Here is an 18,060-nt window from a genome sequence, read left to right as displayed (position 1 = left end):
CGGCCCTGCAAAACCCCTGACATCGAAACTACACATCCACTGCGCAGCGCCCCGGCGCGGGGCAACCGCGTCACTCCCCTGTTGCGATCGCTTCGCTGGCCCTCGCTGGCGGCGAACCGTGACGTCGCCAAGGATGCCGGCGACGGAACATGACCAGATAGCACCCTACCACCCAAACGAGCGCGGCACACCATCCGGCCAGGATATCCGAGGGGTAATGCACTCCCAGATAGACCCGGGACACGCTCACCAGCAGGCTGAACGCGGGCGCCAGCAGCAGCACCGGCCAGCGCCAGCGGGTGTTCCACGCCAGCAGCACCAGGGTCATGGCCAGGGTCATCGACCCCATGGCATGCCCGCTGGGGAAGCTGAATGTCGATTCGGGCGCGATCGATTCCCACAGGCTGGGGCGGTCACGCTGGAAGAACTGCTTGCTGCCCATGTTCAGCAGCGCCGAGCCGACGAAGCACACAGCCACGAAGGTCGCCTCGCGCCAGCGCCGACGCCAGGCCAGCGCGCCCACGATCAGAACGTCGGCCGGGATCAGGAACCACTCGTAGCCCAGCCGCGACAGCAGCACGAAGAAGGCATCCAGCCCTGGCGAATGCAGGCCGTGCATCTGCCACAGCAATGGCGCATCGAAATGGAACGACTCGAACTCGTGCACTTCATCGGCCAGCGCGACGAAACCGGCCAAGGGCAGCAGCACGCCGGCAAACAGCAGCACCAGGCGCCAGGCGTTGCGCGCCATCCAGTGGCGGAAGCCGGAGGCGGGCTCCGGCGCGGCCAGGATGACGGGCTTATCCTGCGCTTCGGACATAGGTGCGTTCGACGTAATCGTCGATCAGGGCAACGAACTCCTGGGCGATGTTCTCGCCGCGCAGGGTCACCTTCTTCTCGCCATCCACGAATACCGGTGCGGCCGGGGTCTCACCGGTGCCCGGCAGGGAAATGCCGATGTTGGCGTGGCGCGACTCGCCCGGTCCGTTGACGATGCAGCCCATCACCGCCAGAGTCATGTTCTCCGCGCCCGGGTGGTGGATCTTCCACAGTGGCATCTTCTCGCGCACGTGGTTCTGCACCACCTTGGCCAGTTCCTGGAAGAACTCGGAGGTGGTGCGGCCACAGCCCGGGCAGGCTGTCACCAGCGGGGTGAACGCACGCTGGCCGGTGGTCTGCAGCAGTTCCTGGGCAACGATCACCTCCTGCGTGCGCGACTGCCCCGGTTCGGGGGTCAGCGAAATGCGGATGGTGTCACCGATGCCTTCCTGCAGCAGCACGCTCAGCGCCGCGGCCGAAGCCACGATGCCCTTGCTGCCGATACCGGCCTCGGTCAGGCCCAGGTGCAGGGCGAAGTCCGAGCGCTGGGCCAGGTCGCGGTACACCGCGATCAGTTCCTGCACGCCGCTGACCTTGGCCGACAGCACGATGCGGTCGCGCGGCAGGCCCAGCTCCACCGCCTGCTCGGCCGAATCCAGCGCCGAGCGGATCAGCGCCTCGCGCAGCACGCGGCCGGCGTCCCAGGGCTGTTCGCGATGGTTGTTCTCGTCCATCAGCTTCGCCGCCAGGGCCTGGTCCAGCGAACCCCAGTTGGCACCGATGCGCACCGGCTTGTTGTAGCGCACGGCGAACTCGATCAGCTGCGCGAACTGCAGGTCCTTCTTCTTGCCGAAGCCGACGTTGCCCGGGTTGATGCGGTACTTGGCCAGCGCTTCGGCGCAGGCCGGTTCGGCAGTCAGCAGCTGATGGCCGTTGTAGTGGAAGTCGCCGATCAGGGGCACATCGATGCCCATCATCGCCAGCTTGTCTACGATGCGCGGGATGGCCGCGGCGGCTTCGACGGTGTTGACGGTCAGTCGCACCATTTCCGACCCGGCTCGCCACAGATCGGCCACCTGCTTGGCGGTGGACGCCACGTCGGAGGTGTCGGTGTTGGTCATCGACTGCACCACCACCGGCTTGCCACCGCCAACGGTGACCCCGCCGATCTGGACGGCATGGGTCTGGCGGCGCGGCCAGGCGGTGGCATCGGAGGGGGGCGTGGGGCGGGTGACGGCGTCGTGCATGGGCCCATTCTACCGCCCGCCCCTGCGTTCGGGGTGGGTCGCATTCAGCGCGCAGCGCGTCTGCGGCCGATTGTCGCAGGCAGCCTGCGCGGTGAACGCATACGATGGGCAGGCATGACCGGACCCGACGCCCCGTTTCTTCGAACCCTGTGCAGCCTGCGCTGGCTGGCCGTGGCCGGCCAGGCGGCCACCATCCTGGTCGCCACCTGGGTGCTGGGCCTGCCGTTGCCGCAGCAGCCGCTGTGGGCCGGCGTGGCCGTGCTGGCCGCGTTCAACCTGTACACCCAGCTGCGCCCGGAAGCCGGCGACCCCGCCCCGCTGACCGCGTTCGGCCACATCCTGGTGGATGTGATCATCCTCACCTGGATGGTGGGCTGGAGCGGCGGCATCGCCAACCCCTTCGGCTCGCTGTTCCTGATCCTGATCGCGCTGGCGGCCTTTGCCCTGCCCCTGCGCTGGGCGCTGGCGGTGGCCGGCGCCTGCCTGCTGGGCTATGCCGCCAGCGGCGTGTTCGGGCAACCCCTGCCCACCGGCTACTTCCGCGCGCTGGACCTGAATCGCTGGGGCGTGGTGGCCAACTTCCTGTTGTCGGCCGCCGTGGTTCTGACCTTCTCGACCCGCCTGGCGATGGCCCTGCGCCAGCGCGAACTGGAACTGTCGGCGCTGCGCGAGCGCTTCGCCCGCAACGAGGGCATCGTTGCCCTGGCCACCCACGCCGCCTCCGTGGCGCATGAACTGAACACACCGCTGGCAACCATGACCCTGCTGGCCGACGACGTGGCCGAGCGCAGCGAAGAGCCGGAAGTGCGCGAGGACATGGAGACGCTGCGCGAACTGCTGGTGCAGTGCCGCGAACGGGTACTGGCGCTGGCCGCACCGGCCTCGGCCGATGCACCGGGGCGCAGCCATTCCAACGCCCAGCAGGTGCTGGAACAATGGCGCCTGGTGCGCCCGACCATCGACCTGCACCGCAACGACGACGCGCCGCTACGCCTGCCGCTGGACCCCGGCGTGGGCCATCTGCTGATGGTGCTGCTGAACAACGCGGCCGACGCCGGCGAGCAGGCCGGGCGGCCACGCGTGGACCTGGACCTGCGCATCGAAGGCGAGGACCTGATCGGCGAGGTACGCGATTACGGGCACGGCTTCGACGCGCGTGCCGCCGTGCTGCCGGGCAAACTGTTCGGCAGCAGCAAGAGTGAAGGCATGGGGGTGGGGCTGGCCCTGTCCCATGCCACCATCGAACGCCTGCACGGCGAGATGTGGATGCGCCCGGCCCAGGGGGCCGGCAGCCGCGTCGGCTTCCGCCTTCCGTTGGCCCCACGCGAGGACACCCCATGAACGCCTCACCCCTTGGCCTGCTGGTCGACGACGACGAGCTGTACCTGCGCACGCTGCAGCGCAGCCTGGCCCGCAAGGGCCTGGAAACCCAGACCGCGCAGGATGCCGCCAGCGCCCTGACCCTGGCCCGCCAGCAGCCACCGGCGTTTGCCCTGATCGACCTGAAGCTGGGCCACGATTCCGGCCTGGCCCTGATCCAGCCCCTGCGCGCACTGCGCGCGGACATGCGCATCCTGCTGGTGACCGGCTACGCCAGCATTGCTACTGCCGTGGAAGCGATCAAGCTGGGCGCAGACGACTACCTGCCGAAACCGGCCACGGTGCCGATGATCCTGCGGGCACTGGGCGAAGAAGACGACGGCCCGGCCGACGATGGCGAAATGGAAGTGCCCGATGCGATGACGCCGATCAGCCGCCTGCAGTGGGAACACATCCAGCAGGCCATGCACGAAACCGGCGGCAATGTCTCGGCCGCAGCGCGCCTGCTGGGCATGCACCGGCGTTCGCTGCAGCGCAAGCTGGCCAAGCGGCCCAGCCCGGAGCGCGACCCGAGCCGTTGACCCGGGGTCGGCACCACCCGCCTGTAGAGTTGAGCCATGCTCGACTGCCTTTTGCGCAGAGTCGAGCATGGCCCGACTCTACAGAGACCGTCAGCCCTTCAGCTGCGCCAGGATCTCGCGGGTCATCGGATCGGCCACCGCCACATCCTCGCCCTGCAGCGCCGGCAGCAGGCCGTTGGCCAGCTGCTTGCCCAGCTCGACACCGAACTGGTCGAAGGCATTGATGTTCCAGATCAGCGACTGCACGTACACGGCGTGCTCGTACATGGCGATCAGTGCGCCCAGTGCCTGCGGCGTCAGCGCATCGAGCAGGATCAGGGTGCTCGGGCGGCCGCCCGGATAATCGCGGTGCGGGTCGTCGCTGGCCTGGCCATTGGCCAACGCTTCGGTCTGTGCCAGCAGATTGGCCAGCAGCGCCTGGTGGTTCACCGTATAGGGATCGTCATTGCGCACGCAGCCGATGAAATCGGCCGGAATGATGCTGGTGCCCTGGTGCAGCGCCTGGAAGAAGCTGTGCTGCACATCGGTGCCCGCCCCGCCCCACCACACCGGCACCGTATCGGTGGTGACCGGCTGGCCGTCGCGCTGCACGCGCTTGCCCAGGCTTTCCATCACCAGCTGCTGCAGGTAGGCCGGCAGCAGCGCCAGGCGCTGGTCGTAGGTCATCACCGCGTGGGTGGCACAGCCCAGCAGATTGCGGTTCCAGATATCGGTCAGTGCATGCAGCACCGGCAGGTTGCGCTCCAGCGGCGCGTCCAGCGCATGCGCGTCCATCTGCGCGGCACCGTCGAGCAGCTGTTCGAAACGCTCGAAACCGATCGCCAGCGCGATCGGGAAGCCGACCGCCGACCACAGCGAATAACGGCCGCCCACCCAGTCCCACATCGGCAGCACGCGTTCGGCGGCGATGGCGAAGGCCTTGGCCGCACGCTCGGGGTTGGCACTGACCGCGTACAGGCGGTCGCTGCCACCCAGCCAGTCGTGCAGGATCTGGCCGTTGAGCAGCGTTTCCTGGGTGCCGAAGGTCTTGGAAATCAGGATGCCGGCGGTGGTGGCCGGATCCAGCGTGGCCAGCGTGCGCTGCATCGCCGCGCCGTCCACGTTCGACACGAAATGCACGCGCAGGCGCGCACCGGACACCGGGCGCAGCGCGTCGGCGACCAGGCGCGGGCCCAGATCGGAACCGCCAATACCCACGCTGACGACATCGGTCACGCCGCTGTCTTCCAGCGCGCGCACCAGAACGCCCATGCGCTGGCGGATCCCGCGCGCGGTGGCGTAGGCCTCGGCCGCCACCGGCGCGTCGACCGCATCACCACGCAGCGCAGTGTGCAGCGCCGCACGGCCTTCGGTCAGGTTGACCTGCTCGCCACGGAACAGACGGTTGATGGCACCGCCGACATCACGGTCGGCGGCCAATGCCAGCAACGCCTGCAGCGCGGCGGCATCGTACTTCTGCCGCGCGAAATTGACATACAACGGACCGACCCGCAGCGCCAGGTCCTGCACGCGGCCCGGTTCGGCGGCCAGCAGGCTGGGAATGCTTGCGCCCTTCAGGCGCTGGGCGTGGGAATGCAGCGAGTCGAATCCGTTGTTCGTTGTCATGCGGCCTGGGTCGGGATCGTGTCGTTGGTGTGGGAGATCTGGTTGTTGCCGTCCACGTACACCAGCTTCGGCTTGAAGCTGTCCGCTTCCTGCTCGGTCATGCTGGCGAAGGCAGCGATGATGATGATGTCACCGACCTGCACGTGGCGTGCAGCACCGCCATTGAGCGAGACCACGCCGCTGCCGGCTTCGGCACGGATGGCGTAGGTCGAGAAGCGCGCACCGTTGGTCACGTCCCAGATGTGCACCTGCTCGAACTCGCGGATGCCGGTGGCAGCCAGCAGGTTGTCATCGATGGCGATGGAACCTTCGTAGTTCAGCTCGGAATGGGTGACGGTGGCGCGGTGGATCTTGGTCTTCAGCAGGGACAGGTGCATGGCACGGTACAACGCAAAGGAAAGCGTGGATTCTAGCACCCGCGTGGCGCCGGGCTGCATGGCCGGCAACCCGTTCAGGTAGCGCCGGGAACCGGGGTCGGATCCCTTTTCCTGCGGAAAAGGGATCTGACTCCACCCAGACATCAGAATTCCAGGTTGTCGATCAACCGGGTGCTGCCCAGGCGGGCGGCAATCAGCGCCACCCGGCCGCCGCCGTCGAAGGTCGGCTCGGCCAGCTCGGGGGTGCGCAGCACGGCGTAGTCCACCTGGAAGCCGGCAGCCTGCAGTGCGGCCGTGGCATCGGCCTCGATCTGCGCGCGCGCGTGCCCGGCCACGTAGCCTTCGCGCATGCCCAGCAGGGTGCGATGGATCGTGGTCGCCAGCGGCCGCTGCTGCGCATCCAGGTACTGGTTGCGCGAGCTCTTGGCCAGTCCGTCGTCATCGCGCACGATCTCCGCGCCAACGATCTGCACCGGGAAGGACAGCTCGGCCACCATCTGCCGGATCACCGCCAACTGCTGGTAATCCTTGCGGCCGAACACGGCCACGTCCGGCTGCACCTGCAGGAACAGGCGCGCCACCACCGTGCAGACGCCATCGAAGTGGCCCGGGCGACTGGCACCCTCCAGCACTTCGCTCACGCCCGGGGCGTGCATCTGCGTGGTCCTGTCCACGCCCAGCGGGTACATCGCCTCGACGCTGGGCAGCCACACGGCATCGCAGCCGACCTGTTCCAGCCCGGCCACGTCGGCCTCGGGCGTGCGCGGGTAGCGACTGAAATCCTCGTTCGGCCCGAACTGGGTCGGGTTGACGAAGATGCTCGCCACGACCTTGTCGGCGTACTGGCGGGCCAGGGTTACCAGCGAATGGTGGCCACCGTGCAGGTTGCCCATGGTCGGCACCAGCGCCACCCGCAGGCCCTGCTGCTTCCACTGGGCAATCTGCTCGCGCAGTGCGCCAAGCTCGTTGAAGGTCTGGATCATTGGGCGTAGGCGTGCTGTTCGTCGGGGAAGCTGCCGTCACGCACGGCATCGGCAAAGGCACGGGTGGCACCGGCCACCGAGCCGCCTTCGGCCAGGAAGTCCTTGACGAACTTCGGCCGGCGGTGGCCGCTGTCCAGGCCGATGAAGTCGTGCAGCACCAGCACCTGGCCATCGCAGTGCGGGCCGGCACCGATACCGATGGTCGGCACGTCCACCGCGGCGGTGACCTCGGCGGCCACCGGCGTCGGCATGCATTCGAGCACGATCAGGGTGGCACCGGCGGCGGCCACGGCCTTGGCGTCTTCCACCAGCTGGCGCGCGGCATCGCCACGGCCCTGGATCTTGAAGCCGCCCAGGCGCAGCACCGACTGTGGGGTCAGGCCCAGGTGCGAACAGACCGGAATCTCGCGTTCGACCAGGTAGCGCACGATGTCGACCTTGAAGCCGGCGCCTTCGATCTTGACCATCTCGGCACCGGCCTGCAGCAGCTGCAGCGATGCGTCCAGCGCGCGTTCCGGGGTGGCATCGGCACCGAACGGCAGGTCGGCCACCAGCAGCGCCCGCTGCAGCACGCGCGACACCGCACGGGTGTGGTAGACCATGTCGGCCACGGTGACCGGCAGGGTGGAATCGTGGCCCTGCACGACCATGCCCAGCGAATCGCCGATCAGGATCAGGTCCACGCCGTTGGCGTCGAAGGTGCGGGCAAAGCCTGCGTCGTAGGCGGTCAACATGACCAGCTTCTGGCCATTGCGCTTGGCTTCGGCCAGCGCGGGTACGGTCCAGGGCTTGCTGTCTGCGTGGGTGCTCATGTGCTGATAACCGGGGGAGATAACCCGGGCATTATCACCCTATCGGCGCAATCCCGCAGGCATCGACCCGCATCACTGCGTCCTGCACGCTGCCATGGCCAGGAATTGTCAGTTCTGGCGCGATTTCCGCCAGGGGGACCAGCACGAAGGCGCGCTCGTGCAGGTACGGATGCGGCACCTGCAGCGCGGGCTCATCGACGCGCTGCTGCCCATACAGCAACAGGTCCAGATCCAGCGCGCGCGGGCCCCAGTGCACGGCGGGGTCACGCACCCGGCCGAAACGCTGCTCCAGCGCCAGCAGGGCCTGCAGCAGGTCCAGCGGCGCCAGCGCGGTATCCACCGCCGCCACCGCATTGACGAACGGTGGCTGGTCTTCATTGCCCCAGGCCGGCGTGGCATACAGCCGGGATGCCCGCTGCAGGCGCGTGCCGGCCAGCGTGTCCAGCGCGGCCATCGCCGCGCGGACCGTGCCGGCCGCATCGCCCAGGTTGGCCCCCAGGCCTATCCACGCAACGGTCATGACTTACTCGGCGGCGCCGCCCGGGCCACCGCTGCGACGGCGACGACGGCGGCGCTTGCGCGGCGCCCCGCCCTCTTCGTCGCCGCCCTCGGCGTGCATGGCATCGAGCGCGTGCTCCAGCTCGTTGCCCGACTGCGCCTGCGCCTCGCGCCAGAACTGCACATCGGCTTCGTGCTCGGCTGAGGCCACCTGGCGCAGCGACAGGAAATCGAAGGCGGCACGGAAGCGCGGGTGGGTCAACGTGCGCAGCACGCGCTTGCGCTGGCGTGAGCCGAAGCGCGACTGCAGCAGCCAGATTTCCTGCATGGGCAGCGAGAACCGGCGCGGCAGCGCGATGGTGCTCAGCTGCTGCACCGTCACCCGGTCGGCGGCGCGACGCTGCGCCTCTTCCGGGGCCACGCCCTGCTTCAGCAGGGTGGCCTGGGCACGGCAGTAGGCCGGCCACAGCAGCAGCGCGAACAGGAACGCCGGCGACACCGGCTCATCGTTGGCCACGCGTGCATCGGTGTTGGCCAGGCCTTCCACCAGCATGCGGCGCAGGGCACCGGTACGGTTCGCCTTCAGCGCCTTGGCGCTTTCCGGGAACAGCACGTCCAGCAGGCCATAGCGCTCCAGGCCTTCGAAACTGGCCACGCCGTGGCCGGACAGGAACAGCTTCAGCACTTCTTCGAACAGGCGTGCCGGGGCCGCTTCGTTGAGCAGGCCGGCCAGCTGCGGAATGGGCGCGGCGGTGCCCTGTTCGATCTGGAAACCGAGTTTGGCGGCCAGGCGCACCGCACGCAGCATGCGCACCGGGTCTTCGCGGTAACGCTGCTCGGGGTCGCCGATCAGCTTCATCAGGCGTGCCTGCACGTCCTCGAAGCCGCCGACGTAGTCGCGCACCGAGAAATCCTCGATGGCGTAGTACAGGGCGTTGCAGGTGAAGTCGCGGCGCACGGCGTCGTCTTCGATGGTGCCGTAGACGTTGTCACGCACCAGCATGCCGTTTTCCATTTCGCGGTCACCGCTGCCGTCATCGCTGTTGGCACGGAAGGTGGCCACTTCGATGATTTCGCGGCCGAAGACCACGTGGGCAAGGCGGAAACGGCGGCCGATCAGGCGGCAGTTGCGGAACAGCTGCTTGACCTGTTCGGGCGTGGCGTCGGTGGCCACGTCGAAATCCTTGGGCTGGCCGTTGACCAGCAGGTCGCGCACCGCGCCGCCCACGAGGTAGGCGCCGAAACCGGCATCGCGCAGGCGGTAGAGCACGCGCAGGGCGTTCGGGCTGATCTCCTTGCGGGAGATCGTGTGCTGGTCGCGCGGAATGACGCGCAGGCTGAACGGAGATGGAGCAGGGGAAATGATGTTGGCGCTTCCGGTTGAAGTTTCGGGATTGCCCATTGGCATCGAGGTACCTATACTACCGCTCCTGCCTCGGCAGCGACATACATGCTCCCTTCGTCTAGTGGTTAGGACGTGGCCCTCTCAAGGCTAAAACAGGGGTTCGAGTCCCCTAGGGAGCACCAGTCGCCGCAGCAGGAACCGAAAAAGCCCGCCAATGCGCGGGCTTTTCTGTTTTCCGGGGTTCACTGCTCCGGACGCTTGGTCGCTGTAGCGCCTGCCTGCCATCGGCATGAGCCGGTGGGGTCACCCAGGCCAGGACACGCCGTTAACCCCCAGTCCGGCCCAGCCGCTGGCGGCTGTGCGTTCGGGCGCTTGCGAAGCAGTGCTTCGCAAGCAAAGCGCCCTCACCCATGGGGGCTCGTAGGCGCCTTGCTCGTGTGCGCTGTCCTGCGCGCACGGCAAGACCGGGGTTGGGCGTCCTGTCCAACCCGCCCGCGGCTGCCGCACACACCATGAAACTGTCAGGAGGGGGCAGGCCGCCCTCTCCAGGACCGTTGGCGCCAGGGATGGCGCCATCGAGCACCATGGAGGGGATCTTGCGTGTCCTGGAGAGGGCGGCCTGCCCCCTCCCCCACGTAGCCGGGAGGCGCGAACGCAGCGCCACCGAAGCCAAAGCGCGTCAGCCTTCCATCTGCTCCAGTTCCTTGCCCTTGGTTTCGCGGACGTAGCGGACGACGAAGAAGATGGAGAGGAAGGCCGCCACGGTGTAGATGCCGTAGGCGCCGGCCAGGCCGATGCCGGCCAGCAGCATCGGGAAGGTGACGGTGATGGCGAAGTTCGACGTCCACTGCGCCGCACCGGCCACTGCCAGCGCGGAGCCGCGGATCTGGTTCGGGAACATTTCGCCCAGCATCACCCACATCACCGGGCCCCAGGACATGTTGAAGAACACCACGTAGACGTTGGCCGCCACCAGCGCCAGCCGGCCCATGCCGTCGGACAGCTGCAGCCGCCCGTCCACCAGGCTGCCACTGGCGAAGGCCACCACCATCAGCGCCAGCGACACCGCCATGCCCACCGAGCCGACCCACAGCAGTGGCTTGCGGCCGATCCGGTCGATCAGCAACACCGTGACCAGGCAGGCGCCGATGCTGAGCGCGCCGGACAGGACGTTGATCAGCAGCGCGTCGTTTTCCGAGAAACCCACCGCCTGCCACAGCACCGCGCCGTAGTAGAACACCACGTTGATGCCCACCAGCTGCTGCAGCACCGCCAGGCCGATACCTACCCAGACGATGCCGCGCAGCTTGCCGCTGGCCTTGTCCTTCAGATCGGCAAACGTCGGGCGATGCTGGTCCTGGGCCAGGCTGCCCTCGATCTCGCCACGCTTCACCCGCGCCTCGGCCGGCCCGTACAGCCGTGCCAGCACGGCTTCGGCCTGCGCGTGGCGGCCCTTGGCAACCAGGAAGCGCGGGCTCTCGGGAATGGTCAGCAGCAGCACCAGGAACAGCAGCGACGGAATGGCCTGCATCCAGAACATCCAGCGCCAGGCCTCCTGCCCCAGCCACAGCGGCTCGGTGGACGCACCGGCTGCCCGTGCCAGCAGGTAGTTACTCAGGAACGCGGCGAACAGGCCACTGATGATCGCCATCTGTTGCACGGTGGCCAGCTTGCCGCGGTAGCGCGCCGAGGCGACTTCGGCAATGTAGGCCGGCGACATCACGCTGGCTGCGCCCACCGCGAAACCGCCGACCATGCGCGCGGCCACGAACAGCCACGATGCATGGGCTGCGCCCGCACCCAGCGCCGACAGCAGGAACAGCACCGCCGAAATGATCAGCACGCTGCGGCGGCCCAGCAGGTCACCCAGGCGCCCGGCCACAAACGCACCGATGGCGCAGCCCAGCAACATCGAGGCCACCTCGAAGCCCAGCGCGGCCTCACTGGAGTTGAACGCCTGGCGCAGGCCATCGACCGTGCCGTTGATCACCCCGCTGTCGAAGCCGAACAGGAAACCACCGAGGGTGGCCACGCAGCTGATCAGAACGATGAAGGCCGTGTTTTCGCCGCGGCTGCCGGCGCTTGCAGGAATCGCTGTGGACATGGGTTCATCCGCGAATGGAAATGGCCTGCCGCTCAGCGCAGCAGGTACTGGTTCAGCAGGTTCTCATAGGCCTCCTGCCGTCCGCTACGCTGGCGCGGCTCACCGCCCTGCTCGGCCAGCGCGCACAGCGCATCCAGGCCCAGCTGGCCGGCCGCGAAGGCCTGGCCCGGGCCCTGGTCGAAGCTGGCGTAGCGCTCGCGCCGCCACTGCTCCAGCGGCGACTGCTGCAGCAGCGCATGGGCCACCTCCAGTCCGCGGGCAAACGCGTCCATGCCGCCGATGTGGGCCAGGAACAGATCCTGCGGATCGGTCGATTCGCGCCGCACCTTGGCATCGAAGTTCAGCCCGCCGTGGCCCAGCCCGCCCTGCCGCAGCACCACCAGCATCGCCCCGACGGTGTCGTACAGATCGGTCGGGAACTGGTCGGTATCCCACCCGTTCTGCGGATTGCCACGGTTGGCATCGATGCTGCCCAGCAGCCCGGCATCGGCCGCCACCTGCAGATCGTGGGCAAAGGTGTGGCCGGACAGCGTGGCGTGGTTGGCCTCGATGTTCAGTTTGAAATCCGCGTCCAGCCCGTGTTCGCGCAGGAAGCCGACCACGGTGGCACTGTCAAAATCGTACTGGTGATGCATCGGCTCCATCGGCTTGGGCTCGATCAGGAAGGTGCCCTGGAAGCCGATGCTGCGGCCATGGTCGCGCGCCGCGGCCAGGAAGCGCGCCAGATGCGCCTGCTCGCGCTTCATGTCGGTGTTGAGCAGGCAGGCGTAGCCTTCGCGGCCGCCCCAGAACACGTAGTTGCTGCCGCCCAGGGCCACGGTGGCCTCCAGCGCGGCCTTGACCTGCACGGCGGCACGCGCCACCACAGCGAAGTCCGGGTTGGTCGCCGCACCGTTCATGTAGCGCGGGTGCGAGAACAGATTGGCCGTGCCCCACAGCAGCTGCATGCCGGTCTGCTGCTGGCGCTGGCTGGCCAGCTCGACCATGTGTGCCAGATTGGCGCGGTATTCGCCGATGTCATCGGCGTCGGGGGCCAGGTCCACGTCGTGGAAGCACCAGTACGGCACGCCCAGCTTGGTGAAGAACTCGAACGCGGCGTCGCAGCGCGCTTCGGCACGCGCCAGCGGTGTATCGCCCTGTTCCCAGGAATAGGCGCGGGTCCCCGGCCCGAACGGGTCCTGGCCGGCACCACAGAAGCTGTGCCAGTAGGCCACGGCGAAGCGGAGGTGTTCGGCCATGCTGCGCCCGCCGATCTGCCGCTGCGCGTCATAGACCTTGAAGGCGAGCGGATTGTCCGAATCGCGGCCTTCGAAGGCGATGCGGCCGATGCCGGGGAAGTACTCACGCTGACCTACATGGAACGGGCTTGCCATGGACGATGCTTCCTTCTTCGGGATCAGGGCAGGCGCTGCTGGAACAGCGGCGTCAGTGCCTGCAGGTGGTGGACGAAACGCCGGTAGCCGGCCTCGTAAGCGGCCGCGCGCATGGGATCGGGCTGGGCGGCCAGGGCGGCGTCGAACTGCAGGTGGTCATCGACCAGATCGGCCAACGCCCCGCCCTGCCCCTCGCACAGCCAAAGCGCCTGCAGGGCCGCGCCGAAGGCGGCACCTTCGGCCTGCACCGGCACGACCACGGGCAACCGGAACAGGTCGGCGATCAACTGGCGCCATGCGGCGCTGTTGGCACCGCCGCCGGTCAGCACCAGGCGCTGGCCGCGCAGGCCGCCCTCGACCAGCGCGTCGTAGCCCAGCCGCAGGCTGTAGCTGGCCCCCTCCATCGCCGCGCGATAGAGGTTGGCCGGGCCCAGGTTGTGCAGGTTCAGGCCATGCAGGGCACCGCGCGCCAACGGCAGGTCGGGGCTGCGCTCGCCATTGAAGAACGGCAGCATCACCAGCCCGTCGGCGCCAGGCACACTGCGCGCCAGCAGGTCTTCGCACTGCGCAGGCGACTGCCCCAGCAGGGCGGCGACCTGGCCGGTGGCGACCGTGCAGTTCATGGTGCAGATCAGCGGCAGCCAGCCGCCATCCGAAGCGCAGAACGCGGCCCAGCGCCCCAGCGGGTCGACGCAGGGCGTGGCGCTCCAGGCGAACAGGGTGCCCGAGGTCCCCAGACTCATGCTCAACCGCCCTTCGCGCACCGCGCCGGTACCGATGGCCGCCATCATGTTGTCGCCACCGCCGACCGCCACACGGACGTCGGCAGGCAGGCCCAGCAGGGCCGCCACGGCGGGCAGCAGGGCGAAGCCCTGGTCCGGCCGGACCAGCGGCGGCAACAGGTCGGCCAGGTTGCGGCGCTCGTCGGTGGCCGCCAGCATCGCGGCCGACCACGTGCGCCGGCGCACATCCAGCCAGCCGGTACCGGAGGCATCTCCCGCCTCCATGAAGCGTTGCCCGGTCAGCCACAGGTTCAGGTAGTCATGCGGCAGCGCGATGCCGTCCAGCGCCGCGTCCACCGCGGGCCGGTGCTGGCGGGTCCAGCGCAGCTTGGAGGCGGTGTAACCCACGCGCAGGTCATTGCCGGCCTCGGCGATGCAGGCCGCCGCGCCGCCCATGGCGGACATGATCTGCGCGCACTGTTCGCTGCTGCTGGTGTCGCACCACAGCTTGACCGGTGCCAACGCGCGGTTGTCGGCACCCAGCGGTACGAAGCCATGCTGCTGCCCGGAAACGGCAAGCCCGCGCACCCGCGCCCGTACCGTGCCCGGCAAGGCCTGGATGCCCTGCACCAGCGCCTGCACCCAGTCTGCCGCGTTCTGCTCGCGTCCGCCGTCGTCAGTGGCGGCCAGCGACAAGGGCCGCGCCTGCTGGGCCAGCACCTGCCGCGCCTGCGCGTCGTAGGCCACCACTTTCACACTCTGGGTGCCGGCATCGATGCCCAGATAGACGCTCATGCCCTGCCCTTCGCTGCGATCCGCACTGTCACCCGCCAGATGTCCACCGATGGACATCGAGTCTGCCGGGGCGGTCGTCGGCTTGGCAATGTGCACTGCGGCAAAGCCGGCTGCGGGGCAGCACGCCGCGGCCGATGGCAGACCGCCGATCAGTACGTTCCAGCGCGGCGAAGCGCGCAACGGCAGCGCGCGCGGTCAACCTGTTCTAGAATTGTCCGCTTGAAGACGGATCTGCCTCCCCCCTTATGCCCTTTGTCGTCACCGAAAACTGCATCAAGTGCAAACACACCGATTGCGTGGAAGTGTGCCCCGTGGACTGTTTCCACGAAGGCCCGAACTTCCTCGTGATCGACCCGGACGAGTGCATCGACTGCACCCTGTGCGAGCCGGAATGCCCGGTCAACGCGATCTTCCCCGAGGACGATGTGCCCGCCGGCCAGGAAGTGTTCGTGGGCCTGAACGCCGAACTGGCGCGCGAATGGCCGGTGCTGACCGTGCGCAAGGACCCGCCTGCCGACGCTGGCGACTGGGACGGCAAGCCGGACAAACTGAAACTGCTGGAGCGCTGAGGCGCCTGCGGTTGCAACGAAAAAGGGCGCCATGGGCGCCCTTTTTCATGGCTGGGTGCCCACCTCCGCCCTGGTGGGTGCCAACCTTGGTTGGCACCTGAGCGTCAACCAAGGTTGACGCCTACCATCGCAAGGCATGGCCCGGCGCTTACGGCGCCAGCTTGGCCTTCAGCGCGGCGATCAGCTTCACCGGGGCTTCGGCGGTGGCCGGCAGGCCGCGCGGGTCGACCGCCGAGATGTATGCGCCGGCATCAACGGCCACCACGCGCACCAGGAAGTTGCTGCCTTCATAGGCCACGTCGTACGAGCCCAGCAGCTGCGCGCGGGTGGCGATGGTCACGCCTTCCAGGCCTTCCAGGGCAGTGCCGACCTTGGTGAACGCCTCGTCCTTGCTGCCCGGCACGATGAAACCGGTGTTGTTGGCAGCCGGCGCCGCCGCGGCGGCCGGTGCAGCCGGTGCCATCGGGGCGGCCTGCTGCGGAGCCGGTGCCAGCGCCGGCATCTGGTTGCTGCCAGCACCGGCCGGCAGGTTCAGATCCGGCGGCACTTCCAGCGGACGCATTTCAGGGGCCAGGGCGTAGTCGCCCTTGGCGCCGCGCTTGAAGCAGCCGGTGGTACCGGCGGCCACGGCGACGGCAAGCAGGGCGTAGGACAGCACGCGGACAGTGGAAACGGATTGACGCATGTGGATCTCCTGGATCAGGCCACGACGAAAGGTCAGTGGCTGGAAAGGGCTTCAAGGGCGGCGATGTCGCCGGCAAGGTGGTCGGCAGCCGGCGCATGCTCGGCCGACAACGGCAGCAGCGGCAGGCGCAGATCGTGGCCGATGCCGATCCGGCGCAGCAGCGCCTTGACCGGAATCGGGTTGGGCTCGACGCCACAGAAATCGTGGAACGGCTGCAGGCGGCCATCCCACGATTCGGCGGCTTCATGGTCGTGGGCGGCGGCCAGCGCGCACATGCGGCGGTAGGCGCCCGGCAGCGCGTTGGAACCGACCGAGATCAGGCCATCCATGCCGGCCTGGATCGAGCGGGCGGCAGTACCGTCATCGCCACTGAGCACGGCGAAATCCGGGGCCGACAGCGCCAGCAGCGCCTGCACCCGGCCGGTGTCGCCCACCGCTTCCTTGATGCCGACGATGTTCGGATGGCGGGCCAGTTCGGCCACGGTCTCCGGCAGCATGTCGCAACCGGTACGGCCGGGCACGTTGTACAGCACCACCGGCAGCCCACCCTGGTCGGCCACGGCACGGTAGTGCGCGATCAGGCCGGCCTGGGTCGGGCGCACGTACGGCGGGGTGACCACCAGTGCGTGGGTCGCGCCCAGCGCGGCGGCACGGCGGGTCTGTTCGATGGTCTTGGCGGTACCCGACAGGCCGGTGCCGGCCAGGACCGGAATGCGCCCGCCGATGCGCTCGACCGCGCTGGCCAGCAGCTGGTCGTACTCGGCATCGGACAGGGTGGCGGCTTCGCCGGTGGAGCCGGCGACGACAACGCCCTGGACGCCCGCCTCCAGCTGCAGGTGCAGCAGGCGCTGCCAACCGTCGGGATCGAGGGAGCCGTCGGCCCGGAACGGGGTCGCCAGCGCGGTGATGAGGCCGGAAAGGGACAAGGACGTGCTGCTCTTGGCTGGGAAGGGAAACGCCCGCCAATACTGGCCGGGGGCGACCTGAATGTTACTTGCGGCGCGAAACCACGGGCAAGTATGCTGGACACCGGTGGATTCCCGCCCCCCGGCGGGCATTCAGACTCACCCCAAGCATTACCCGGAATCGCCTTGACCGACACCACCCCGCGCCCCGCGCCGAGCGAAAACCACCTCCTGATCAACGCCTATACGACGCATCCGGAGTCTCCCCTGCTGTCTGTCACCCGCCGCATCGCCGACAGTGGCTGCAATCTGGTCGACGCACGCCTGGCCACCGTTGGCCGCGATGTCTCGGTGACCGCGCTGGCTACCGGTTCCTGGGATTCGGTGGCCAAGCTGGAAGCCATGCTGACCCGCCTGGAGCGCGAAGAAGGCCTGAAGCTGGTCTGGTACCGCACCGCCGCCAAGCAGGCGCAGTCGAACCTGCTGCCCTACATCGTGGAAGTGATCGCCGCCGACAAGCCGGGCATCCTGTTCCAGTTGGCCGATTTCTTCGACCGCCAGGGCATCACCATCGAGAACCTGCAGAGCACCCGCTACCGCGCCATGCAGACCGGCGCTGAAATGTTCAGCGCGCAGGTGACCATCGGCGTGCCGGCCAACATGCACATCGCCGCGCTGCGCGACGACTTCCTTGAATTCTGCGACCACTTGAACCTGGACGCGATCATGGACCCGATGAAATTCTGATTCTTCGCGCGCCTCTCACGGGCGCGTGGCGTTTCATGCAATTGTCGTAGAAACAACCCAGGCTCGACAGAAGGACCTCATGAACAACGGCGATACCCTGGACAGCACCATCCTTTCCCTGCCGCTGGCCCTGTCCGGCGGCCACCAGGCCACCCTCGGCGATTACGCCGGCCAGTGGCTGGTGCTGTACTTCTACCCCAAGGACAGCACCCCCGGCTGCACCACCGAAGGCATCGACTTCAACGCGCTGCTGCCCGAATTCAAGAAGGCCGGCGCGGTCGTGCTCGGCGTCTCGCGCGATTCGGTGAAGTCGCACGACAACTTCTGCGCCAAGCAGGGTTTCAACTTCCCGCTGGTCAGTGATGGCGATGAAGCCCTGTGCAGCGCATTCGACGTGATCAAGCTGAAGAACATGTACGGCAAGCAGGTACGTGGCATCGAGCGCAGCACCTTCCTGATTTCTCCCGACAGTCGTATCGTGCAGGCATGGCGCAAGGTCAAGGTCGCTGGCCACGCCGATGCCGTCCTCGCCGAACTCAAGGCCGCCCAAACCAAGTGAGTCCCATCGCCCAC

Annotated in this window: 18 protein-coding genes and 1 tRNA gene; 6 read left to right on the top strand and 13 right to left on the bottom strand. The window is 68.1% G+C overall.

All coding sequences use genetic code 11. The features are described from left to right. Nucleotides 1-70: 70 nt before the first annotated feature. Nucleotides 71-820, bottom strand: a complete 750-nt coding sequence (locus AC06FA_RS09885; protein ID WP_478068136.1) for a phosphatase PAP2 family protein — start codon at nt 818-820, stop codon at nt 71-73. Next, a complete protein-coding gene (ispG, locus tag AC06FA_RS09880) occupies nt 801-2,066 on the bottom strand; it encodes a flavodoxin-dependent (E)-4-hydroxy-3-methylbut-2-enyl-diphosphate synthase (protein ID WP_478068135.1) in 1,266 nt (421 codons plus the stop codon). Before ispG ends, AC06FA_RS09885 begins: the two co-directional genes overlap by 20 nt. 114 nt (nt 2,067-2,180) lie before the next feature. Here ispG and AC06FA_RS09875 point away from each other — a divergent pair, with 114 nt between their 5' ends. Both AC06FA_RS09875 and AC06FA_RS09870 read left to right on the top strand, forming a co-directional pair. Next, on the top strand, nt 2,181-3,407 hold the full coding sequence (locus AC06FA_RS09875) for an ATP-binding protein (protein ID WP_478068134.1): 1,227 nt from the start codon (nt 2,181-2,183) through the stop codon (nt 3,405-3,407). Next, entirely contained in the window at nt 3,404-3,967 is a 564-nt protein-coding gene (locus AC06FA_RS09870) for a response regulator transcription factor (protein WP_312708669.1), read from the top strand. Before AC06FA_RS09875 ends, AC06FA_RS09870 begins: the two co-directional genes overlap by 4 nt. A gap of 90 nt (nt 3,968-4,057) precedes the next feature. Here the strand turns inward: AC06FA_RS09870 and pgi are convergent, their stop codons facing one another. The 6 genes from pgi to pcnB form a co-directional block, all read right to left on the bottom strand. Beyond that, nucleotides 4,058-5,572, bottom strand: coding sequence for a glucose-6-phosphate isomerase (gene pgi / locus AC06FA_RS09865; protein ID WP_478068133.1), 1,515 nt, complete (start codon nt 5,570-5,572; stop codon nt 4,058-4,060). Beyond that, complete coding sequence (panD, locus tag AC06FA_RS09860) at nt 5,569-5,949, bottom strand: aspartate 1-decarboxylase (RefSeq protein WP_004153087.1); 381 nt, start codon at nt 5,947-5,949, stop codon at nt 5,569-5,571. The genes pgi and panD overlap by 4 nt, the downstream gene beginning before the upstream one ends. Before the next feature lie 143 nt (nt 5,950-6,092). Next, nucleotides 6,093-6,932 (bottom strand): pantoate--beta-alanine ligase, encoded by an 840-nt coding sequence (gene panC / locus AC06FA_RS09855; protein WP_478068132.1) that lies wholly within the window; start codon nt 6,930-6,932, stop codon nt 6,093-6,095. After that, nucleotides 6,929-7,744, bottom strand: coding sequence for a 3-methyl-2-oxobutanoate hydroxymethyltransferase (panB, locus tag AC06FA_RS09850; RefSeq protein ID WP_478068131.1), 816 nt, complete (start codon nt 7,742-7,744; stop codon nt 6,929-6,931). The genes panC and panB overlap by 4 nt, the downstream gene beginning before the upstream one ends. A 34-nt stretch (nt 7,745-7,778) precedes the next feature. After that, entirely contained in the window at nt 7,779-8,264 is a 486-nt protein-coding gene (folK, locus tag AC06FA_RS09845) for a 2-amino-4-hydroxy-6-hydroxymethyldihydropteridine diphosphokinase (protein ID WP_478068130.1), read from the bottom strand. Nucleotides 8,265-8,267: 3 nt separating this feature from the next. Next, nucleotides 8,268-9,644 (bottom strand): polynucleotide adenylyltransferase PcnB, encoded by a 1,377-nt coding sequence (gene pcnB, locus AC06FA_RS09840; protein WP_478068129.1) that lies wholly within the window; start codon nt 9,642-9,644, stop codon nt 8,268-8,270. A gap of 50 nt (nt 9,645-9,694) precedes the next feature. Here pcnB and AC06FA_RS09835 point away from each other — a divergent pair. Next, a tRNA-Glu gene (locus AC06FA_RS09835) sits at nt 9,695-9,769 on the top strand. A gap of 497 nt (nt 9,770-10,266) precedes the next feature. Here AC06FA_RS09835 and AC06FA_RS09830 read toward each other — a convergent pair. Genes AC06FA_RS09830 through xylB form a run of 3 tightly spaced genes read right to left on the bottom strand, consistent with a single transcriptional unit; the run spans nt 10,267 to nt 14,581 of the window. Continuing rightward, nucleotides 10,267-11,691: a sugar porter family MFS transporter gene (locus AC06FA_RS09830; protein WP_478068128.1), complete on the bottom strand. Its 1,425-nt coding sequence runs from the start codon at nt 11,689-11,691 to the stop codon at nt 10,267-10,269. A gap of 32 nt (nt 11,692-11,723) precedes the next feature. Then, the gene (gene xylA, locus AC06FA_RS09825) at nt 11,724-13,064 is read right to left on the bottom strand and encodes a xylose isomerase (protein WP_478068127.1); all 1,341 of its coding nucleotides are present in this window, start codon (nt 13,062-13,064) and stop codon (nt 11,724-11,726) included. Between the two features lie 23 nt (nt 13,065-13,087). Further along, entirely contained in the window at nt 13,088-14,581 is a 1,494-nt protein-coding gene (gene xylB / locus AC06FA_RS09820; protein WP_478068236.1) for a xylulokinase, read from the bottom strand. A 245-nt stretch (nt 14,582-14,826) separates the two neighbouring features. Here xylB and fdxA point away from each other — a divergent pair, with 245 nt between their 5' ends. Further along, entirely contained in the window at nt 14,827-15,150 is a 324-nt protein-coding gene (fdxA, locus tag AC06FA_RS09815; RefSeq protein WP_108749264.1) for a ferredoxin FdxA, read from the top strand. A gap of 148 nt (nt 15,151-15,298) precedes the next feature. Here the strand turns inward: fdxA and AC06FA_RS09810 are convergent, their stop codons facing one another. Beyond that, the gene (locus AC06FA_RS09810; protein ID WP_478068126.1) at nt 15,299-15,835 is read right to left on the bottom strand and encodes a hypothetical protein; all 537 of its coding nucleotides are present in this window, start codon (nt 15,833-15,835) and stop codon (nt 15,299-15,301) included. 32 nt (nt 15,836-15,867) lie between these two features. Continuing rightward, on the bottom strand, nt 15,868-16,761 hold the full coding sequence (gene dapA, locus AC06FA_RS09805) for a 4-hydroxy-tetrahydrodipicolinate synthase (protein WP_478068125.1): 894 nt from the start codon (nt 16,759-16,761) through the stop codon (nt 15,868-15,870). 93 nt (nt 16,762-16,854) lie between these two features. Between dapA and AC06FA_RS09800 the strand changes: the two genes are divergently transcribed. Continuing rightward, on the top strand, nt 16,855-17,487 hold the full coding sequence (locus tag AC06FA_RS09800; RefSeq protein ID WP_478068124.1) for a glycine cleavage system transcriptional repressor: 633 nt from the start codon (nt 16,855-16,857) through the stop codon (nt 17,485-17,487). Between the two features lie 79 nt (nt 17,488-17,566). After that, complete coding sequence (locus AC06FA_RS09795; protein WP_478068123.1) at nt 17,567-18,046, top strand: peroxiredoxin; 480 nt, start codon at nt 17,567-17,569, stop codon at nt 18,044-18,046. Nucleotides 18,047-18,060 lie beyond the last annotated feature (14 nt).

It is taken from the genome of Stenotrophomonas sp. Steno-C17, from assembly GCF_056393165.1.
Note: the sequence above shows the minus strand (reverse complement) of the source record. Positions and strands in the feature narration are given on the sequence as shown.

What these genes read in the sequence shown, in the direction of transcription:
- panB (WP_478068131.1), bottom strand. Translation starts at nt 7,744, where the DNA reads ATGAGCACCCACGCAGACAGCAAGCCCTGGACCGTACCCGCGCTGGCC.
- panC (WP_478068132.1), bottom strand. Translation starts at nt 6,932, where the DNA reads ATGATCCAGACCTTCAACGAGCTTGGCGCACTGCGCGAGCAGATTGCC.
- xylB (WP_478068236.1), bottom strand. Translation starts at nt 14,581, where the DNA reads ATGAGCGTCTATCTGGGCATCGATGCCGGCACCCAGAGTGTGAAAGTG.
- fdxA (WP_108749264.1), top strand. Translation starts at nt 14,827, where the DNA reads ATGCCCTTTGTCGTCACCGAAAACTGCATCAAGTGCAAACACACCGAT.
- AC06FA_RS09810 (WP_478068126.1), bottom strand. Translation starts at nt 15,835, where the DNA reads ATGCGTCAATCCGTTTCCACTGTCCGCGTGCTGTCCTACGCCCTGCTT.
- pgi (WP_478068133.1), bottom strand. Translation starts at nt 5,572, where the DNA reads ATGACAACGAACAACGGATTCGACTCGCTGCATTCCCACGCCCAGCGC.
- panD (WP_004153087.1), bottom strand. Translation starts at nt 5,949, where the DNA reads ATGCACCTGTCCCTGCTGAAGACCAAGATCCACCGCGCCACCGTCACC.
- AC06FA_RS09800 (WP_478068124.1), top strand. Translation starts at nt 16,855, where the DNA reads ATGCTGGACACCGGTGGATTCCCGCCCCCCGGCGGGCATTCAGACTCA.
- pcnB (WP_478068129.1), bottom strand. Translation starts at nt 9,644, where the DNA reads ATGGGCAATCCCGAAACTTCAACCGGAAGCGCCAACATCATTTCCCCT.
- folK (WP_478068130.1), bottom strand. Translation starts at nt 8,264, where the DNA reads ATGACCGTTGCGTGGATAGGCCTGGGGGCCAACCTGGGCGATGCGGCC.
- AC06FA_RS09885 (WP_478068136.1), bottom strand. Translation starts at nt 820, where the DNA reads ATGTCCGAAGCGCAGGATAAGCCCGTCATCCTGGCCGCGCCGGAGCCC.
- AC06FA_RS09875 (WP_478068134.1), top strand. Translation starts at nt 2,181, where the DNA reads ATGACCGGACCCGACGCCCCGTTTCTTCGAACCCTGTGCAGCCTGCGC.
- ispG (WP_478068135.1), bottom strand. Translation starts at nt 2,066, where the DNA reads ATGCACGACGCCGTCACCCGCCCCACGCCCCCCTCCGATGCCACCGCC.
- AC06FA_RS09830 (WP_478068128.1), bottom strand. Translation starts at nt 11,691, where the DNA reads ATGTCCACAGCGATTCCTGCAAGCGCCGGCAGCCGCGGCGAAAACACG.
- AC06FA_RS09795 (WP_478068123.1), top strand. Translation starts at nt 17,567, where the DNA reads ATGAACAACGGCGATACCCTGGACAGCACCATCCTTTCCCTGCCGCTG.
- xylA (WP_478068127.1), bottom strand. Translation starts at nt 13,064, where the DNA reads ATGGCAAGCCCGTTCCATGTAGGTCAGCGTGAGTACTTCCCCGGCATC.
- AC06FA_RS09870 (WP_312708669.1), top strand. Translation starts at nt 3,404, where the DNA reads ATGAACGCCTCACCCCTTGGCCTGCTGGTCGACGACGACGAGCTGTAC.